We start from the raw sequence: 17,823 nt of genomic DNA on the forward strand, positions 1-17,823 counted from the left end.
GGCCCCGTGATGCGCGACGGCATCACGGGCGTTGACGACGATTCAGGACGTGAACGGCGGGGCGCGCGGTTGCGCGGCCGTGAGCGGCAGCGCGCGGCGCAGGCTGTCGAAGCGGGTCGCTTCGCGGTGCTGAATGACGTGCACGTTGGCCGCGAACGTGAGTTCGGGCGCGGGCAGTGCGGGCGTGTGAGCAAGCAGGCTGCAATAGCCGCATGCGTGGAGGTGGGCCTGCAGGCTCTTCTGCGACGAATCGGCGGCGGCGTCGCCAGCGGCCGGCGCGGCCGTGCAGTAGCCGGCCAGCAGCGTATCGACGCGCTGCTGCGTCGTCAGTGCCTGCGAGATCGTCGGCGCGAGCGCCGTCAGCAGGATGGCGAGCATCCCGATCAGACTGCCGATCTTCCGGAGGCGACGACTCAGCATGCGATGCGCGGGGCGGCGATGGACGACGATGGAGCGGATTATGCCACGCACGCCGGGTCGCATGGCGACACGGACGTGCGGCGTTGCAGCGCGCTACGCGTGCTTCGCCAGGTATTTCGTGATCAGCGTCATCTGCGCGGCCCAGCCGTGATCGTTCATGTCGCGCGCCTGCGCACGGCGCGCTTCGATCAACTGGTCGAAGCCCGTTTCGGTGACGGTGAGCAACGTGCCGCCGGCCTGCGCGGCCAGCGTGAACGTGACGAGCGTCATCGGCTCGGACGCGTAATCGATATTCGGGTCGATCGCGAACGGATGCCAGCGAAACGAGAACAGTTGCTTCGGCTCGACGCGGTCGACGACGATTTCGAACACAGTGCCCGCGTACGGCTCTTGCGCTTTCGCGACGTCGTCGTCGACGCGCGTCGGCGTGATGCGGCCGAACAGCGGCTGGCCGGCGACGAACGGCCCGTCGAACGAGACGCCGAACCACTGGCCGAATTCGCCGGAATTGCTGACGGCTTCCCACACGCGATCGGGCGATGCGTTGAGCAGGGCCTGTTTTTCGATGCGATCGGTTTGCTGGGTCATGACGTTCTCCACAGGGATCAACCTTTTCCGGACGGCGCGCGCGAGCGCGCGCCGTACTAGTCGAGCATGACCGCGTCGGGCACGTCGAGCACGAGGTCCGACGTCGCGACTGCCACGCACGGCAGCGTGTAGCCGTCGGCCTTTTCCTCGCGGCTCAGCCCTGGCCATTCGATCGTGTAGCGTACGCTGCCGCTGACGATCCGGCAAAGGCAGCTCCGGCACGTGCCGTTGCGGCACGAGCGCGGCAGCGACACGCGCGCGAACGCGGCGGCTTCGAGCAGCGTCAGCGTATCGGGCGCATCGAAGGTCGCGCCGAGCGGCTCGATGCGCACGAGGGGAAGGTGGTCCGGATCGGTCATGGCGGAGGCGGGCGGCGGTTCGGCGGCAACGCGCCAAGCATACCCGAACGCGTCGGCGGCAGGCGCCGGCAGGCCGCCGGCGTCAATGCCGCCGCAGGTGCCGGTACACGGTATTGCGGGCGAGACCGAGTTCGCGCGCCGCCGCCGACACGTTGCCGCCATGGCGCGCGAGCACGGCATCGATCACCGCGGCCTGATGGCTCTGCAGCGTCGTGCCTTCGCGCGTGCCGGCGGCAGCGGCGGATGCGGCCGGTGCTGCGGATGGTGCGGCCGGTGTGTCGTCGCAGTCGAGCCAGAAATCGTCGGGCAAATGGGCGAGCGTGATTTCCGCTTCGTCTTCGGCCAGCATGCCGGCCGTGCGCAGCACGTTGGTCATCTGGCGCAGGTTGCCGGGCCAGCGGTGGCGCGTGAACGCGTCGAGCACGTCGGCCGCGATGCGGCGCGGCATCGGTTCGCTGCGCGCGAGCCGCGCGAGAATCCGGTCGACGAGCGCGGGCAGATCGGTGCGTGCGGCGAGCGCCGGCAGCGTGACCGCGAGGCCGTTGATCCGGTAGAACAGGTCTTCGCGGAACGTGCCTTCCGCGATCATCGCGCGCAGGTCGCGATGGGTCGCGCACACCACCCGCACGTCTACCGGCACCGCGCGTGCGCCGCCGAGCGGCATTACCGCGCGTTCCTGCAGCACGCGCATCAGGCGGACCTGCTGCGCGAGCGGCATGTCGCCGATTTCGTCGAGAAACAGCGTGCCGCCGTCGGCCTGCACGATCTTGCCGGGGCTGCCGCGCTTGCGCGCGCCCGTGAACGCGCCGTCCTCGTAGCCGAACAGTTCGGCCTCGATCAGCGAATCGGGCAGCGCCGCGCAGTTGACCGCGACGAACGGGCCGTCCGCGCGCGGCGACGCGTGGTGCAGGGCGCGGGCGAGCCATTCCTTGCCGGTGCCGGTCTGGCCGAGGATCAGCAGCGGCAGGTCGCGCCCGCGGATCTTCGCGACGCGTTCGAGCACGGCGGCCATGCGCGCGTCGCCCGTATCGAGCGTCGCGAACGTGATCGCGTCGGGGTCCGGTGTGCGCACGCGGGCGGCGGGCGCCGGCGGCGTGACGGCGACGGTGGTCTTGTGCGCTTCCGCGAATTCGCAGCGCGCCAGCACGCGTACGCCGGTCGACAGCGTGAGGCGGAACATCGCGCCGGGTGCGCGTGCGGCCTGCTGGGCGAGCTGGCCGAAGCGCATGCCGAACAGCGCGTCGCTGGCCTGATGCTGCAGTGCGTCGAACGACGCGCCGAGCTGGAATTGTGCGCTGCGGTTCGCGGCGATCAGCCCGCCGTCGGGGCCGAATGCGACGAGCCCGGCGAACAGCGAATCGACGCATTCCTCGTGCGCGTGAAAACGCAGCCGCAACGCTTCCGCGCACTGGTTCGCGAACAGGTGGTTCTCGATCAGCTGCGCGGACATCCGCACGAGCGCGAGCGTGTGCGGGCTCGAGCCGCGCGGATCGCCGCTGACGTCGAGCGTGCCGAGCGTGCGGCCGAACGGATCGAAGATCGGCGCGCACGAGCAGGTGAGGATGTGGTTGGCGTGCAGGAAGTGTTCGTCGCCGTGCACCGCGACGGCCTGGCCCGATGCGAGCGCGGTGCCGATCGCGTTGGTGCCGCGCGCGCCTTCCGCCCACGAGACGCCGGTACACAGTGCGACGCGATTGGCTTTCTCGATGAAATCCGCGTCGCCGATGCTGTGCAGGATCACGCCGTCGGCGTCGGTCAGCAGCACGAGGCTTTGCGTGTCGGCGATTTGCGCGTGGAGATTCTCCATCACCGGGCGCGCGTGCGAGAACAGCGTGTGATTCGTGTCGAGCAGTTCGCGCAGCGCGATACGCGACAGCGGCGAGAAATCGGGGCATTCGTGCGCGCGCAGGCCGACCGCGGTCGAACGCGCATGCGCCTGCGCGAGCAGGTCGGTGCGACCCGCGGCGGCGGGCAGCACGAAGGGTTGCGGCATGACTTGTCTCCTGTCCCATGCTCTGCGGTCGGCAGCAATGAACGCGTCAGCGTTCGCCGTCGCCGCGGACTATTCGCAGCCAACGGCGCTCGGCACGCCAACGCATACCGCCCCCACGCACTCGCCGAAATCCGCTGCGGATTCCCGCTTTCACGTGCGGCGCACCATCGATGTGCGAACGCCGGCCATCCGGGTACGCATCATCATACAAGCGCCGCGTACGATGCGCGACCGCGAACAAAATCCCCTTGCTTTTAAGCGCCCGCCTGCAATGATGGAAGTGGAGCACGCACGCGCCGTGTTCCGCATTGCAACATGCATGCGACGCGACATGCATCCGTTCGGGAGACGCATCATGGTTCGAACGGAACTGAGAGTCGTGCTGGCGGCCATCGCCACGTTCATCATGCTGGGCGGCATCGCCGTGGCGATCCACGGGCTGCTGTTCGATCTGACCGATGCGGTGCGATACGGGGCGGCCGCGATTGCGGTGGGCGCCACGACCGCTGCCATCGCGCTCAACGTCTGGCCGAACGATCCTCATTGACGCCGGTTGCCGAAACGGTGCCGGATGCCGCGCTGATCAGACGAAATGCGCGTTGGAACGACGCACACCGGAAAATTTGTCTCCTGCGCGAAACCGTCTAAAGTGAAAGCAACCGGCATGCGTCGTCCGCGCCATATCCCCGCGGACGGTGCCTCCGCCGGCGAGCCCGCGTACATTTCGTCCGGCCGGTGGCGGACGACGGACGCGGTCATTCGTTTTCTACCGGTCGAGGCGGCTCCCCATGCAGATCCATTTCACGAACGAGAAGCCCGAATATTCGGGGCGAGACCTGATGCTTGCGTTCACTGCGTTGGTCAATGGTGAGCGCGTCCAGTGTCAGATCACCGCCGAGGCGCTGGAAGATCACTTCGGCGCGGCATCGCCGCGCTTCGAGGACATGGTCGGCGCATTCGACCAGCATCGCGACCGCATCGAGGCGGCGGCGCGGCGCCTGCTGTCGGAGACGCGCGCGCAATGCGTGACGCTGCGCAGCGGCTACGTCCGCTTCTACGAGGCGAACTGGCGCTGACGACACGACGTTCGACTTGCGGCGCGCGTCGCTGACGATGCGCGCGTGGAAAGACGTCGCTTGTCCGTGCAATGCCGTTCGGCGAGGGCCGGGCGGCATTTTCGTATGCGGGCCGCGTCGGCTGCGCGTGCGTCGGCATCACCAGGCGCGTCATTTCATCAGGATCGCAGAAGAGATCGTTCGAAAACAAAAAACGCCGCCCGAAGGCGGCGTTTCCCGTCATGCATCGCGCCGAAGCGCCATCCGTCACTCGCTGCCGAGATAGAAGAAGCGGAACAGGAACACGGCCGCGATGATCCACACGATCGGCTTGACCGAGCGGGCCTGGCCCGTCAGCAGCTTGAGGCCGCCGTACGCGATGAAGCCGAACGCGACGCCGTTCGCGATCGAGTACGTGAACGGCATCAGCAGCGCGGTCAGCGCGGCCGGCACGGCTTCCGTCGCATCGTCCCACGGCACCTCGACCATTTCGCGCAGCATCAGGCACGACACGTACAGCAGTGCCGGCGCCGTGGCGTACGCGGGCACCACACCGGCGAGCGGCGCGATGAACAGGCACGCGAGGAACAGCACGGCGACGGTGATGGCCGTCACGCCCGTGCGGCCGCCGGCCTGCACGCCCGATGCGCTTTCGATATACGCGGTGGTCGACGACGTGCCGAGCACCGAGCCCGCGACGATCGCGGTGCTGTCGGCGAGCAGCGCCTTGTTCAGCCGGCTCATCTTGCCTTCGACGAGCAGGCCCGCGCGGTTCGCGACGCCCATCAGCGTGCCGGTCGCGTCGAACAGCTCGACGAGGAAGAACACGAGGATCACGTTGATGACGCCGGTCGACAGCGCCGCGCCGATGTCGAGCTTGAACAGCGTCGCGTCGATCGACGGCGGCGCGGAGAACACGCCGTGGAACTGGTTGTCGCCGAAGAAGAACGACAGGATCGTCACGCCGATGATGCCGATCAGGATCGCGCCGCGCACGCGCAGGTGGTCGAGCGTGACGATCGTGAAGAAGCCGACGATCGCGAGGATCGTGTCGTGCTTGTGCAGGTCGCCGAGCGTGACGAGCGTGGCCGGGTTGCCGACGATCACGCCCGACGTCTTCAGCGAGATGATGCCGAGGAACAGGCCGATACCCGCGGTGATCGAGATCCGCAGCGATTTCGGAATGCCGTTGACGATCGCCTCGCGCACGCGGAACAGCGTGACGAGCAGGAACAGGCAGCCGGAGATGAACACGGCGCCAAGTGCGGCCTGCCACGTGAAGCCCATCCCCTTGACGACCGTGTACGCGAAATACGCGTTCAGGCCCATGCCGGGCGCGCATGCGATCGGGTAGTTCGCGTACAGCCCCATGATGATCGACGCCAGCGCCGCGACGAGGCAGGTCGCGACGAACACCGATTCCTTCGGCATGCCGGCATCGCCTAGGATCGCGGGGTTGACGAAGATGATGTAGGCCATTGTCAGGAACGTGGTGACGCCCGCGAGTATTTCGGTGCGGAAGTCGGTGCCGGCTTCAGCGAAGCCGAAATACCGCTTGATGGATTCCATGAAGGCGTTTCTCCGGTCGGGTTGTCGTGTTGCTTGTTGTGCCGAATTGTTGTAAAGGCAGTGCGCGGCGGGCTTACTGTAACCAGCCACTATTGCCCGGCTATCGGCGGATTGTAATAGCGCGGATAGCTCGGACGATATAGTTGGGGGGCACGATCGCAAGATCGACCGCTGCCTGCGCGCGAACGGTCTGGCAGCCCGGCCGCGCGGCGAAGGCGCGCATTTTACCGGTTCGGGCGGAACGGGCCGGCAGAAATGGCGGAGACCTGGCGGAAAGGGAGGCGGGGCACGCGAGCGCGGCCAACCGATGCGTACGCAACGGCGTGCGCAGTGGAACGCACGGAGCAGGGGGATGACATCCGACTGAAACGCGGCACCCGCATGCTGGACGAGCGCGGACGCGGGCGAAGCGTGCGCGCGAACGCACGGGCGTGGCCGATGCGGATGGCCGGCCGCGGCGTGCGGCGGGCATTCGTCAGTCCAGGCGGTTGCAGAGATCGGGCTATCGTGCGCCGAAGCCGTCCCGCCCGCAACTGTCATTTCGCGATGCGGGGGCGACTGTGGTTTCTGTGTAAAAGATTGCAAGACCCCATCGCGTAAACCGGCAAGTCTTTCTAGGATAGATACACCGCGCATGCACACGCCGGCCGTTCATTGCCGACGCGGGGGAGTCGCAGTCCGTGCAGGCCCGGCGGTGAAGTGCGGTCAAGGCCGTTGCGCGTTCGGGCAGGCACGGCCGATTGCGATTGCCCGATGCGGGTTCGTCCGTAATCACGGAGGTCAGCATGTTGAACTGGATCAGTCGTTGGGCGATGCGACACGCCCCCACGCCGGAAAAAACCGCTGCGTCGATGCTCGTGACGGCGCGCATGGAACTGTTCGCAGCCGAACAGCGCGTCATCGACGCGAAATTACAAGCGGATTACTGGCGCACACGTGTGTCATTCCTCGAGGAGGTGCAGAAGCAGGGCATCGATCCGTGGGTGACCGCGCAGGCAGCGCAACGTCCCGACCTCGATTCCACTCCCCGGAGCACGGGCCCGCGTCTCGCCGCCAGCACCTGATGCATCAACTGCATCCCGTCGCTGCGCACGGCGCGCGATCGCTCGCGGCACGCAGCGGCGTGCCGCGATATTCGATGCGCACCTGCGGCGCGTTACGCCGCAGGTGCGTCTGTTTTCGGTCGCGGCCGTTCCGCGTCCAGCGTGCCTGACGGCGCGCGCTTATCCGCTTCCTCTCCCCGCCCCGAAGAGCAAACGTTGCACGTGCGCGAGCATGCGCGTGACGCGCTCGCCGCGCCGCACGTACGCGATCGTGAGCGTCGCTTCGGCCGACCGGTCGGCATCGGTACCGAGCCAGATGCGCTCGCCGCGGGCGATGCGCAGCACGTCGCCGGGCTGCACCCAGTGATCGTCGACGCTCGGCGGGCGCGTGACCCACAGCGCCGCGCTGTGCGCGCGGAGTTCCGCGTCCTGCGGCGCGCGCCACGTCAGCGTCGTGCGCGGCGCGACCGCGAAACGGATCACGACGGTCGGTAGCGCGATCGTGCCGGCACGGCGCGGATCGGGTTGGTCGAACAGCGGGCTTGCGTGGTCCATCGTCATCTCCATTCAGTGAGCCGGACGGACGACGCGCACCAGAACAAAAAGGCCTCGTCCGTTTCCGGCGAGGCCTCGTGTGACATGCTGTACTGCTCGATTGCTAATGCACAAGCGCCTCCCGTGAACCGTTCTTTCGAAGGTTCATCGAGCGATGAATCGCGATGGCGATGAGCTTGTACGTAGGCATGCGAACGAGTTTGTCTGCGAGGAACGCGGTTGTCAACGACAATTTTCGGGATAAGCGGGAGCGATGCATCGATGCGCCCGCACCGCAATGCGTGACGCCGCTGCGTACTGATATCCCGTGGGTATCCGGTACGCAGCGGCGCGTTCGTCATGAACGACTTCGGCTTCGACTTCGACATCGCTCGCGCAGCACGCTGCGCATCCGGGCGAGCGCATGCGCGAACCACGCATCGCGTGTCATCACGCACGCGGTCGTGATCGACGCTTCGGCCGGACGGTCGTCGCCGGTGCTCATCCAGAGGCGATCGCCGCGCCGCACGCGCAGCACGTCGCCGGGCCGAATCCAGTAATCGTCGACGCTGCCCAGCCGCGTGACCCACAGCGTCGCGTCGTGCACGCGGATCTCCGCATCGTCTTGCGCGCACCACGTCAGCGTCTTGCGCGGCGCGACCGTGAATTGCATCACGACGCGCGGCAATGCGATCGCATCGGCGCGGCACCGATCGGGGCAGACAACCAGCCGGCTTGCTTGGTCCATCGTCATCTCCATCCGTTGAGCCGGGCGGGATGACGCGCACCAGAACAAAAAGGCCTCATCCGTTTCCGGCGAGGCCTCGTGACATGCGTAACTGAATCTCGATGCTAACGCACAAGCGCCTCCGGTGATCGCCGCGGGTGGGCGTTCACTCGGTTTTTATGCGCGATGGCGGCGGGCTTGAGCGTAGGCATGCGAACGAGTGTGTCGTGGCAGCGCAGCAATGTCAACGGAAATTTCGAGGCACGTGGCGGTCACGCGTCGCGTTGCGCGAGCCCGTTCACGAGCAGCTCGGACAGCAGGCCCGTCATCCCTTCCGGGTGCGTGGCCGCGCGCGCCTTGAGCTGTTCGACGAGGTCGGCGTTGAGCTTGCAGGCGAACGGCACGAGGCCCTGTTCCTGGTCGAGCTTGCGCTGCGCGCGGCGGTCGAGCTTGACGGCTTCTTCGGCACCCTTGCCGAAACGCGCGGAGTTCGACTGCTTCATCGCTTGCGTCAGCTTCAGCGCCTTGTTCTTTTCGAGATCGGTTTTCTTCATGGCCATCGCGGCACCTCCGGGAAATGAAGCCGCGATTGTACGCATTTCGGCGGGCAGCGCCCGCCGCGCCGGCAGGAATCGCGCTCAGGCGCCCTTCGTCGTGCCCCAGTTGCCGCCGTGCGCGGCCGCCTGCGCGGCCGGCGAGCGGGCGAGGTAGGCGAGCGCCTGTTCGGTCGAGCCTTCGTGGTGCGGCGTATAGCTCGGCTTGAAATAGCGCAGCGCCGCGCCGATCACCTTCCAGAACGACGGCAGGTGCCCGCGCCGCGAGCCTTGCCACCACGCGAGCGCGAAACCCGGGTAGCGGCCGGCGGCCGGGTCGCGCCGGTACATGAACTTCGCGCCCGTCGTGATGTAGTAGAGCAGCAGCAGGATCACGAACGCCATGTGCACGCAGCGCTCCGGATAGGTGCCGCCCATGTGCCGGTAGATGTCGAACGCGACCGTGCGGTGCTCGACTTCCTCCGCACCGTGCCAGCGCAGCAAGTCGACCATCGTCGGGTCGGCCTTTCCCTCGTCGAGCCCGTGCGCGTTGAGCACCCAGTTGCCGAGATAGCCGAAGAAATGCTCGAGCGACGCGATCACCGCGAGCTGCTGGCGCAGCCAGAAACGCGTGTGGCCGATCTTCAGCCCGAGCGGCTGTTCGCCGAGCACGCGCGTGAAGAGGCGGTTGAGCTTCTGTGTGAACGGCTTCGTGTCTATCCCGTGCCGGTCGTAGTAGTGCTTGAGCACGCCGCCGTGCGAACGCGAATGCACCGCTTCCTGCCGCAGGAAGCCTTCGGCCTCGTCACGCAGGCGCGCATCGGTGATCAGCGGCAATGCCTTGTTGTACACGCGGCAGAACCACAGCTCGCCTTCCGGGAACAGCAGGTTCAGCGTGTTGATGATGTGCGTGCTGCCCGGGTCGTTCGGCACCCAGGTGATCGGCGTGTCGCTGAAGTCGAACTTCACGTGCCGGGCCTTGATCTTGTGATAGTCGGCGGTATCGGTCATCTGTGTCTCCCTGTGCGGCGTCGTGCGCCGTCAATGCGATGCCATGCTGACGCGGGCGATCATCCGGCCGAGCCACGGCATGAAGCGGCCGACGAAGCGCATCGCGTGCGCCTCGGCGCCGACCGCGACGACGGGGCGGTTGCGCAGTACGGCGTCGACCATCGCCTGTGCGACGGTTTCGGGTTTCAGGCCGCGCATCTGGTACAGCTTCGTCGCGCGCTTGCGCAGCCGTGCTTCGTCCTGCGCGTTGGCGCCCGCGTACTGCGTCGACGCCATGATTCCGGTTTCCGCGAAGCCCGGGCACACGGCCGTCACGCCGATGCGTTGCTCCGCGAGCTCCGCCCGCATGCATTCGCTGAGCATCAGCACCGCGGCCTTCGTCGTCGCATACGCGGGCAGGTCGCGCGACGGCCCGAACGCGGCGGCCGATGCGGTATTGACGATGTGGCCGCCGGTGCCGCGCGCGGCCATCTGCTGCGCGAACAGCCGCGAGCCGTGGATCACGCCCCACAGGTTTACGTGCAGGATGCGCTCCCAGTGCCGCGTGCTCGTGTCGAGGATGCCGCCGGCCATGCCGATGCCCGCGTTGTTGATCACGACGTCCGCACCGCCGAGTTCATTGCCGACCCACGTCGCGAGCGCTTCCATTTCGTCGGCGGACCCGACGTCGACGCGTTTCGCGTGCGCGTGCGCACCGGTCAGCCCGATCAGCAGCGCGGTGCGCTCGGCGCTCGCCGGATCGATGTCGCATGCGACGATCGTCGCGCCTTCGCGGGCGAACGCGAGCGCCGCGCAACGGCCGATGCCGCTGCCCGCGCCGGTCACCACAGCGACCTTGCCGCTGAAGCGGCCGCTCGTCGCGCGACGGCGCGCGTTCGCGAGCGCGGGCGGTTCGTCGCCCGATTCGACCGCGTCGATCAGTTGCCCGGCGAGATCCGCGAAGCGCGCCGGATCGGCGAGCGGCAGCCAGTGCCCGGCCGCGACCTCGCGACGGTAGTACTGCGGCACCCAGCGCGACAGGTTCTCGGACAGCGCGGGGCTCACGTATTTGTCGCCGAGCGGCACGATCGTCTGCACCGGCGCATGCGCGTAGCGCTCGCGCGGCGCGAACAGGCAGCGGATGAAGTTCGCGCGGTACAGGCGCACGCCGCGCGCGCCGTCGTCGGCCTGCGTCGGGCGCGGTGCGGCGGGCGTCTTCTCGAGCCGGCGCAGCAGGCCCGGCCACGCGCGGCCGAGCCACAGCCGCCAGCCGAGCTCGGGGATGAAGGGCAGATGGAACAGGTACACGTACCACGACCGCACGAGCTGGCCGCCGAGTCTGGCGAGCGACGCGGGCGTGGGCCGCAGCACGCGTTCGCGCAGCCAGAAGCCGACGTGGTCGAGGCACGGCCCCGAGCACGACGTGTACGACGCGATGCGGCCGGCGAGGCGCGGATCGGTGACGAATTCCCAGCCCTGGATCGAGCCCCAGTCGTGCGCGACCAGGTGGACGGCGCGGCCGGGGCAGAGCGCGTCGATCACCGCGACGAAGTCGTCGGTCAGTTTCGCGAGGTGGTAGTCGGCCGTGCGCTTCGGTGCGCCGGACAGGCCCGCGCCGCGCACGTCGTACGCGATCACGTAGTGCTTGCGGGCCAGCAGCGGCGCGACGTGCTGCCAGACGCTGCTGTCGTCCGGATAGCCGTGCACGAGCACGACCGGCGAGCGGGCCGGATCGCCCCAGGTCCTGACCGCGAGCGTCAGGTCGCCGGACGCGACCGCCGTTTCGCGATGAACCGATTCGAACAGGGCCAGCGGCGCTTCGTCGGAAAGAGGCTGCATCGTGAGTCCGTCGTTCAGGGATTCGGGAGGATGGGCGCGTTCGCGTCAGGCGACGGCCTGCATGCGTTCGGCCTGGCGGCGCTGCCGGCGGCGCACGTGCGGCAGGTCGTCGTCGAGCCAGTACGCGTCGTCTTCGGTGATGACGAGCAGCTCTTCGAATTTCGCGCCGACGCCGGCGAAGCCGAGATGCGGTTCGACCGCCCACAGGCCCGGCACGGGCGCGTGCTCGGAGCGGCGGTCGATCGACCACAGCGGCGACCAGCCTTGCTGTTTCGCCGCGCGGCCCTGGTCGAGCAGCAGATTGCGCGTCGCGTTCAGCCCGAAGCGGGCGACGAAGCGCGGCTTCGACAGCTTGTGGATCTTCGCGACGCGATGCGCGAGCACCTTGAACGGATACGCCTTGTGGCGCGGCTCGACGCCCTGGCGGCGGCACAGCGCGTCGACTTCCTGGGCGACTTCGGCCATCGTCCGGCGCGCCTTCACGAGCCGCACGATCATGTCGCGATGGTCCATCAGGTCGTCCTGCAACTGTTCGAGGATCGGATTGCGGCCGAGGCAGTGCGCGTAGCCGACGTCGGCCACGATGCCGTCGAGCACCGGCGCAACGTCGAGGATCACCGGCATGTCGGTTTCGAGCTGGCGGTTGCTCGGGAAGAACGCGAGATTGAAGCCGCCCATGTGCTTGAGGCCCGAAAAGCCTTCGAATGCGGTGCGGTCGCCGAACCACGCGAACGGCTTGTGCAGCCAGTCGTGCACGCCGTTGTCCTGCAGCCATTCGGTCAGCAGGCGCGCGGCTTCCTTTTCGGTGATGCCGGGGTAGAGCATCGCGCCGACGGTTTCGACACAGCGGTAGGCAAGCTGCTGGACCGCGCGGAATTGCGGCAGCTCGTCGAGGTGGACTTCCGGCAGCGGATGCGGGGCGGACATGATGCGTCTCCGTTCGGGTGCTGATCCGGAACGCATCCGTCGGCGTCGCCGTCGCGGATTATTCAGTCAGCATTTAATGTGTCATTGATCGATGTAATGATCATAGACGGTTCCGGAAAGCGCGCCAGCCCCCGGACGTGAGGATTTGTCCTAATGGAACGGGGAAATAGAGGGGAAGCCCTAGATTGCCGGAGGCTGCGACGACCGGGGGCGTGCCGCGAATCCGGTGCGGATCCGGATGTCTGCGTTATCCGTCCCGCCTCCCGCCCAGCCGCTCCAGCAACGTCCCCAGCAAGTCGATCGGCAGCGGAAACACGATCGTCGAGTTCTTGTCCGCGGCGATCGTCGTCAGCGTCTGCAGGTAGCGCAGCTGCATCGCCTGCGGCTGTTGCGCGAGCGTTTGCGCGGCCTGCAGCAGCTTTTCCGACGCCTGCAGCTCGCCTTCCGCATGGATCACCTTCGCGCGCCGCTCGCGCTCGGCCTCGGCCTGCCGCGCGATCGCGCGAATCATCGTCTCGTTCAGGTCGACGTGCTTGATCTCGACCGTCGACACCTTGATCCCCCATGCATCCGTCTGCGCGTCGAGCGTCTTCTGGATGTCGGCGTTCAGCTGCTCGCGCTCGGCGAGCAGCGCGTCGAGTTCGTGCTTGCCGAGCACCGAACGCAGCGTCGTCTGCGAGAGCTGGCTGGTCGCGTCGAAGAAGCGCGCGACCTGTATCACCGCCTTCTCCGGATCGACCACGCGGAAATACACGACCGCGTTGACCTTCACCGACACGTTGTCGCGTGTGATCACGTCCTGCGGCGGCACGTCGAACACGACGGTGCGCAGGTCCATCCGCACGACCTGCTGGACGATCGGGATGATCAGCACGAGCCCCGGCCCCTTCACCTTCCAGAAGCGGCCGAGCATGAACACCACGCCGCGCTCGTACTCGCGGAAGATGCGGATCGACGACGCGACCAGCACGACGACGAAGACGATCAGCACACTGCTGAAGCCGAACGTATAACCGATCATGACGGGACTCCCTGGTGTTGTTCTTGCGTCGGCACGTCGTACAGCGGGGCGACGGTGAGCAGCAGCCCCTGGCGTCCGGTGACCCGCACGCGGCAACCGGCGGCGAGCGGCACGCTGCTCGCGACGCGCCAGCGCTCGCCGTGCACGCGCGCCCAGCCCGCGGCCGACGGTGCGGGCCCGGCCGCGCCGTCCGGCTGGTCGGCCAGCAGGCCGTCGTCGAGCACTTCGCCGATGCTGCCGACCATCGCCTCGGCGCCCGTCACGACCGGGCGGCGCCGCGCGCGCAGCGCGACGCTCGACACGCCCGCGACGAGCAGCCCGCCGCCGAGCGCGAGGCTCGCGATCACGGGCCACGGAATTCCGTAGCCGGGCACGTCGGTGTCGATCAGCATCAGCGCGCCAATCGTGAACGACACGATTCCGCCGAACCCGAGCACGCCGAAGGTCGGCAGGAACGCCTCGGCGACCAGGCAGCCGAGACCGAGCAGCACGAGGCCGAGGCCCGCATAGCTGACCGGCAGCAACTGCATCGCGAACAGCCCGACCAGCAGGCAGATCGTGCCGACGACGCCCGGCAGCACGAAGCCGGGGTTCGCGAACTCGAAGAAGAGGCCGTAGATGCCGATCGTCAGCAGGATCAGCGCGACGTTCGGGTCGGCGATGATTGCGAGGAAGCGGCTGCGCCAGTCGGGCTCGACCACGACGAGCGGCGCATGCGCGGTGGCGAGCCGCAGCGTGCCGGCGGTGGTCGTCGCGCGATGGCCGTCGAGCTGGCGCGTGAGGTCGGCCGGGTCCTGGGCGATCAGGTCGATCACATGCTGCGCGCGCGCCTCGTTCGCCGACAGGCTCACGGCCTCGCGCACCGCGCGTTCGGCCCATTCGGCATTGCGCCCGCGCAACTGCGCGAGGCCGCGGATATAGGCGGACGCGTCCTGCGTCGCCTTGCGGATTTCGGTCGATTGGGTATCGGTCGGCAACGCGGCCTGCGTCGCGGCCGCATCGGACGCTGCTGAGGCGCCCGACGGGGCGGCCGGCGCGCGCGGTGCGACGGGGTTCCCGCCCGGCGGCGCCGCGCCGCCGACGCCGAACTGCACGGGCGACGCCGCGCCGAGATTGGTGCCGGGCGCCATCGCCGCGAAGTGGCTCGCATAGACGATATAGGTGCCCGCGCTCGCGGCTCGCGCGCCGCCCGGCGCGACGAACGCGGCGACCGGCACCGGCGAGCCGAGGATGGCCTTGATGATCTGCCGCATCGACGTGTCGAGGCCGCCGGGCGTGTCGAGCTGCAGGATCGCGAGCGGCGCGTGCCGATGCGCCGCGCGGTCGAGCGAGCGCACGATGAAATCGGCGCTGGCCGGCCCGATCGCACCGTTGACCGGGATCACGATTACCGCGCCTGTGGCGGCGGGTGCGTCGGCCGCCGGCGGCGCGGCGAGCGCGGCACACACGACGAGCAGCGCCGCGAACAGCGCGGCGCGCGCGATCCGTGCGGACAACGGGTGACGAGGGTGGCCGCCGGGCATGGCAGGCGCCGGCGACGGCCCGTGACGATGAAAGGGCATCGAGACGTCCGGGCGGCGCGCGGCCGCGTGCCGTCCGGCTGGCGGAAAGGGCGTGGGCCCGATGCTTAAAGATTAGGCGGTTTCGGCACAAAGCGCGAAACGACGGCCGGCTAGCGTCAGCTCGCGCCGCCGCCGCGCGCGAGCACTTCGTCGCGATAGTCGGCCGGGCTGCGCCCGCTCCATTTGCGGAACGCGCGGTAGAACGCGCTCGGTTCCGCGAAACCGGTCGCGGCCGCGACGTCGGCGATCGTGCGCGCGGGGTCGGCCAGCGCCTCGAACGCGAGATCGCGCCGCAGCGTGTCCTTGATCGACTGGTAGGCCTGGCCTTCCTGGTGCAGCTTGCGGCGCAGCGTGGCTTCGGCCACGTGCAGCCGCGCGGCCATCCCGCCCGCGCCCGGCCACGCGGCGGGCGGCATCCCGCGCAGCACCGCGCGCACGCGCTGCGCGAGCGCATTCGGGTTGCGGTACTTGACGATGAAGCTCGCGGGCGCGTTGCGCAGGAACGTCTTCAGCGTCTTCGCGTTCTGCACGACCGGCAGCGTCGCGAATTCGGGATCGAAATCGACATACGAATCGGGTTCGTTGAAGCGCATGTCGTCGCAGAACATCGACGGGTATTCGTGATCGGCGGGCGGCGTGTCGCAGCGGAAGCTCGCATGCAGCAGCGGAATGCGGCGCCCGATCAGCCAGCAGGTGAGCCCGTATACGATGATGAAATAGGTCGCGTACGTGAACATCGCGGGCGTCGCGCCGTTGTTGCGGTGCACGAAGCGCAGCCGCACGCGCTGCGGGTTCGCGTCGAGTTCCGCGTGCAGGTCGTCGAGCACGCAGTGCATGAAGTTCACCGCGCGCGCCATCGCGTGCAGCCCGTCGCGCGCAGTGAGCGCGGCCTGGCTCATCGCGATGAAGCTGCCGCTGCGCATCGGGTGGCGATCCTGCCCGAAAAACTCGTCGTCGAGCGTGCGCGCGATCGCGTTCCACAGGGCGCCGTATTGCTGCGCGGACACGCGTGCGCGCGGCTGCCCGAGCAGCGCGGGCGCGATGCCGGCCTGCGCGAGCAGCGGCTCGGCCGCGACGCCGCGCCGGGTCGCGAGCGCGACGCTGTAAGCGACGAGGCTGATCGCGACGGTTCCCTTGTCTTCCTGCTTCATCGATGTCGCCGGTGTGGCAAAAACGCTCAGTGTAAATGAGCGACGCGAGCATCGAACAGTCGCGCGTGCTTGCCTACACTTGTTGCATCGAAACGCAAGGACGGTCGCGCCCGGCGGCCGCGGGAGACAGCAGCACCATGGACGAGCTTTACACCGAAGACCAGCGGATGATCCGCGACGCCGCGCGCGCCTTTGCGACCGAGATGCTGGCGCCGAACGCCGCGCAATGGGACCACGACGCACACCTGCCCGATGCGATCGTCGCGCAGCTCGGCGAACTCGGCTTGCTCGGGATGATCGTGCCGCAGGAGCTGGGCGGCTCGTATACGGACTACGTGGCGTACGCGCTGGCGATGGAAGAGGTGGCCGCCGGCGACGCCGCGTGCGCGACGATGATGAGCGTGCACAACTCCGTCGGCTGCGGGCCGATCCTCGGCTTCGGCACGCCTGCTCAGAAAGATCGCTGGCTGGCCGACATGGCGGCGGGCCGCGTGATCGGCGCATTCTGCCTGACCGAGCCGCAGGCCGGCTCCGAGGCGAACAACCTGCGCACGCGTGCGGAACTGCGCGACGGCAAATGGGTGCTGAACGGCGCCAAGCAGTTCGTGACCAACGGCCAGCGCGCCGGCGTCGCGATCGTTTTTGCCATGACCGATCCGGAGGCCGGCAAGCGCGGCATTTCCGCGTTCCTGGTGCCGACCGACACGCCGGGCTTCATCGTCGGCAAGCCCGAGAAGAAGATGGGCATCCGCGCGTCGGATACGTGCCCGATCACGTTCGAGAACTGCGCGATTCCGGAAGAGAACCTGCTCGGCAATCGCGGCGAAGGGCTGAAGATCGCGCTGTCGAACCTCGAAGGCGGCCGCATCGGCATCGCCGCGCAGGCGCTCGGCATCGCGCGCGCCGCGTTCGACAAGGCGCGCCGCTATGCGGGCGAGCGCGTGCAGTTCGGCAAGCCGATCGCCGAGCATCAGGCGATCCAGCAAAAGCTCGCCGACATGGCCGTGCAGATCAATGCCGCGCGCCTGCTCGTGCATCACGCGGCGAAGCTGCGCACGGCCGGGCTGCCGTGCCTGTCGGAAGCGTCGCAGGCGAAGCTGTTCGCATCCGAGATGGCCGAGCGCGTGTGTTCGGACGCGATCCAGATCCACGGCGGCTACGGTTACCTGGTCGATTACGAAGTCGAGCGTCATTACCGCGACGCGCGCATCACGCAGATTTACGAAGGCACCAGCGAAGTGCAGCGGATGGTGATCGCGCGGCAGCTTTGAGCCGCGACGATCGCGCCGACGACAACGTCACGCAGGGCACGAGGGCAGCGCGGTGAACGCGGCACGCAACGACGTGACCGTGCGCCGCGCAACAGGGGATCGGGCATGGGCTGCCGCGCATGCGCCGGTCGACCGCGAGGCATGGAGACTTGCCGCGGCACGGAGGCATGCGTAAGGGCGGAAGCGCTTATGCAAACCGCGCACGGCATGGGGCCCACGTAAGCGCTAAAGCGCTAACGTG

The 17,823-nt window shown here is 68.2% G+C and carries 18 protein-coding genes; 4 read left to right on the top strand and 14 right to left on the bottom strand.

Translation table 11 applies throughout. The features are described 5' to 3' along the window. Positions 1-42 precede the first annotated feature (42 nt). From HWX08_RS00780 to HWX08_RS00795, 4 genes are all read right to left on the bottom strand, one after another. Entirely contained in the window at positions 43-420 is a 378-nt protein-coding gene (locus tag HWX08_RS00780) for a DUF2946 domain-containing protein (RefSeq protein WP_069260517.1), read from the bottom strand. Between the two features lie 93 nt (positions 421-513). Next, positions 514-1,008: an SRPBCC family protein gene (locus HWX08_RS00785; RefSeq protein ID WP_174920859.1), complete on the bottom strand. Its 495-nt coding sequence runs from the start codon at positions 1,006-1,008 to the stop codon at positions 514-516. Between the two features lie 56 nt (positions 1,009-1,064). Then, positions 1,065-1,367: a 2Fe-2S iron-sulfur cluster-binding protein gene (locus HWX08_RS00790; RefSeq protein ID WP_069260515.1), complete on the bottom strand. Its 303-nt coding sequence runs from the start codon at positions 1,365-1,367 to the stop codon at positions 1,065-1,067. Between the two features lie 82 nt (positions 1,368-1,449). Continuing rightward, positions 1,450-3,360 (bottom strand): sigma-54-dependent Fis family transcriptional regulator, encoded by a 1,911-nt coding sequence (locus HWX08_RS00795; protein ID WP_069260514.1) that lies wholly within the window; start codon positions 3,358-3,360, stop codon positions 1,450-1,452. A 271-nt stretch (positions 3,361-3,631) separates the two neighbouring features. On the opposite strand from HWX08_RS00795, the gene HWX08_RS34660 reads away from it, so the two are divergent. Continuing rightward, positions 3,632-3,907: a DUF2964 family protein gene (locus HWX08_RS34660; protein WP_319000523.1), complete on the top strand. Its 276-nt coding sequence runs from the start codon at positions 3,632-3,634 to the stop codon at positions 3,905-3,907. A 241-nt stretch (positions 3,908-4,148) separates the two neighbouring features. Further along, complete coding sequence (locus HWX08_RS00805) at positions 4,149-4,436, top strand: DUF1488 family protein (RefSeq protein ID WP_011354308.1); 288 nt, start codon at positions 4,149-4,151, stop codon at positions 4,434-4,436. A gap of 246 nt (positions 4,437-4,682) precedes the next feature. Here HWX08_RS00805 and HWX08_RS00810 read toward each other — a convergent pair whose 3' ends face one another. Further along, on the bottom strand, positions 4,683-5,984 hold the full coding sequence (locus HWX08_RS00810; RefSeq protein WP_069260513.1) for an NCS2 family permease: 1,302 nt from the start codon (positions 5,982-5,984) through the stop codon (positions 4,683-4,685). Positions 5,985-6,769: 785 nt separating this feature from the next. Here HWX08_RS00810 and HWX08_RS00815 point away from each other — a divergent pair. After that, a complete protein-coding gene (locus tag HWX08_RS00815; RefSeq protein WP_069260512.1) occupies positions 6,770-7,048 on the top strand; it encodes a hypothetical protein in 279 nt (92 codons plus the stop codon). A 159-nt stretch (positions 7,049-7,207) separates the two neighbouring features. Here the strand turns inward: HWX08_RS00815 and HWX08_RS00820 are convergent, their stop codons facing one another. The 9 genes from HWX08_RS00820 to HWX08_RS00860 all read right to left on the bottom strand — a co-directional run bounded on the left by HWX08_RS00820 (position 7,208) and on the right by HWX08_RS00860 (position 16,311). Beyond that, positions 7,208-7,582: a DUF2917 domain-containing protein gene (locus HWX08_RS00820; protein ID WP_174920858.1), complete on the bottom strand. Its 375-nt coding sequence runs from the start codon at positions 7,580-7,582 to the stop codon at positions 7,208-7,210. Positions 7,583-7,919: 337 nt separating this feature from the next. Then, entirely contained in the window at positions 7,920-8,309 is a 390-nt protein-coding gene (locus HWX08_RS00825) for a DUF2917 domain-containing protein (RefSeq protein ID WP_069261214.1), read from the bottom strand. 251 nt (positions 8,310-8,560) lie between these two features. Continuing rightward, on the bottom strand, positions 8,561-8,848 hold the full coding sequence (locus HWX08_RS00830; RefSeq protein WP_069260511.1) for a hypothetical protein: 288 nt from the start codon (positions 8,846-8,848) through the stop codon (positions 8,561-8,563). 78 nt (positions 8,849-8,926) lie between these two features. After that, positions 8,927-9,832: a metal-dependent hydrolase gene (locus HWX08_RS00835; RefSeq protein WP_069260510.1), complete on the bottom strand. Its 906-nt coding sequence runs from the start codon at positions 9,830-9,832 to the stop codon at positions 8,927-8,929. A 30-nt stretch (positions 9,833-9,862) separates the two neighbouring features. Continuing rightward, positions 9,863-11,650, bottom strand: coding sequence for an SDR family oxidoreductase (locus tag HWX08_RS00840; protein WP_174920857.1), 1,788 nt, complete (start codon positions 11,648-11,650; stop codon positions 9,863-9,865). Between the two features lie 45 nt (positions 11,651-11,695). Then, positions 11,696-12,577 carry a M24 family metallopeptidase gene (locus HWX08_RS00845; protein WP_069260508.1) on the bottom strand — a complete coding sequence of 294 codons (882 nt, stop codon included), beginning with the start codon at positions 12,575-12,577 and terminating at the stop codon, positions 11,696-11,698. 247 nt (positions 12,578-12,824) lie between these two features. Next, positions 12,825-13,598: a slipin family protein gene (locus HWX08_RS00850; protein ID WP_069260507.1), complete on the bottom strand. Its 774-nt coding sequence runs from the start codon at positions 13,596-13,598 to the stop codon at positions 12,825-12,827. Beyond that, a complete protein-coding gene (locus tag HWX08_RS00855; RefSeq protein ID WP_175806957.1) occupies positions 13,595-15,160 on the bottom strand; it encodes an NfeD family protein in 1,566 nt (521 codons plus the stop codon). Before HWX08_RS00855 ends, HWX08_RS00850 begins: the two co-directional genes overlap by 4 nt. 116 nt (positions 15,161-15,276) lie before the next feature. Continuing rightward, entirely contained in the window at positions 15,277-16,311 is a 1,035-nt protein-coding gene (locus HWX08_RS00860; protein WP_069260505.1) for an AraC family transcriptional regulator, read from the bottom strand. A gap of 137 nt (positions 16,312-16,448) precedes the next feature. On the opposite strand from HWX08_RS00860, the gene HWX08_RS00865 reads away from it, so the two are divergent. Next, entirely contained in the window at positions 16,449-17,582 is a 1,134-nt protein-coding gene (locus HWX08_RS00865) for an acyl-CoA dehydrogenase family protein (protein ID WP_027789617.1), read from the top strand. Positions 17,583-17,823: the final 241 nt, after the last annotated feature.

Origin of the sequence: Burkholderia metallica (genome assembly GCF_902832845.1) — a bacterium.
In the GTDB taxonomy this organism is placed as follows: Bacteria; Pseudomonadota; Gammaproteobacteria; order Burkholderiales; family Burkholderiaceae; genus Burkholderia; species Burkholderia metallica.